We start from the raw sequence: 1,439 nt of genomic DNA, 5'->3' as shown, positions 1-1,439 counted from the left end.
TCGAGAGGTGCAGGGTGATGCGGCGGCCATGGCGGGCGAGGGTCGCCGGGATCGTGAACAGCCGGTAGCGCAGGCGTTTCGGTTCCCACCGGCGGGCCTCATGCAGTGGGTGGGCGAGCATACCCGCCCAGGCGATCAGGTCGCCGGCGAGGGCGACGATGGCGCACCAGATCCGGTTCTGATCGAACCCGTGCAACGGGAGGTTGCGCAGTCCGGTGTCCTTGCCCTGCCGGATGCGGTCCTCGCAGCGGGCCCGGCGGCGGTGCCGGAGTTCGAGGGTCTGCAGCTGTCCGCGTCTGGTGTTGGTGGCGAACGCGGTCAGCCGGTAGCCGTCCACGTCCCCGAACCGGAGTTGCGCGCCCGGGTGTGGGCGTTCCCGCCGCACGATCACACGCATGCCGGTCGGCCAGTTCTCCAGGTTCAGTACACCGGTGAACTCGGCCACCGCGGCCCCGTCCCGCGGGTCGCCGTCCGCGTCGAGCGCGGGCTCCCAGAGGTCCTCCGGGATCAGCCGGTAGAGGTCCGGGGTCTCGTACGGGAGCGTGAACCCGACCGAGTACGACAGCCGACGCCCGGTGAGCCAGTGAAGGAACTCGTGCGTCCCGCCCGCGGAATCGGCGCGGATCAGCACGCCCTTCCCCGGCCGTGTCTTCCCGCCCGGCAACTGGGCCAGCGCGGCACGGGTGACGGTGATGTGGTCGGCCGCGGTGTTCGATCCCGCGTTCCCGGGCCGCAGCCGGATCGCGAGCGTCTCCCCGGTCCCCGCCGCGCCGTGGTCGACGAACGCGCACAGCGGGTGGAACCCGAACCCCTTCTTCCAGGTCGGGCGGGCATGCTCCTTCTCCGAGTGCGCGGTCAGCAAGGTCGCGTCCAGATCGATCACGAGCGGGACGTCCGGCGACGCCGCCGTGTCAGGCGCGTGCTCCTCGGCCAGGGCCCACGCGGTCGTTCGCGCTTCGTGCCGCGCCAGGTCGATCGCAGCGAGCACCCGATCCGCGTCCGCAGCCAACGCCGTGATCGTGCGGGACACCGTCGGGTCCGACGCGACCGCACCGTACACGCCGGGCTCGGCGCGCAGCGTCGCGATATCCGACAGGGCGTCGCCGCCGAGCGCGAGCATGACCGCGAGATCCAGGATCACCTTGCCCGGGTCGTGCACCGCGAGCGGCTTGCGCCACGACCCGAGCGCCGCCGACAGGACCCGATCCAGGCCCGTTGCGCGGGCCGTCTCGGTCAGCAGCACCCCGCCAGCCTGACCGATCGCGGGCACGTCCGCGGTGTCAACATGAACGCGCGGGTACACGCCGGTAGTCTTCACCTTGAAGGTGCTCCTCGAACTCGGTGAACTGGTCTCTAAGCAATTCCAATTCTCCCAGATCAGGAGCACTTTCCATCTTTACAACACGACCCGCAAGCCACTCAACGGCGAAAGCCCGAGG

General features: G+C 70.4%; 1 protein-coding gene. It reads right to left on the bottom strand.

The genetic code is table 11. The features are described from left to right. A partial coding sequence (locus AB1K54_RS17290) for an IS1380 family transposase (protein WP_371204003.1) occupies nt 1–1,318 on the bottom strand: 1,318 nt, incomplete at its 3' end. Between the last annotated feature and the right edge of the window lie 121 nt (nt 1,319–1,439).

It is taken from the genome of Microbacterium sp. BWT-B31, from assembly GCF_041379855.1.
Lineage (GTDB): Bacteria > Actinomycetota > Actinomycetes > Actinomycetales > Microbacteriaceae > Microbacterium.
This window is presented reverse-complemented; position numbering and strand designations above follow the sequence as displayed.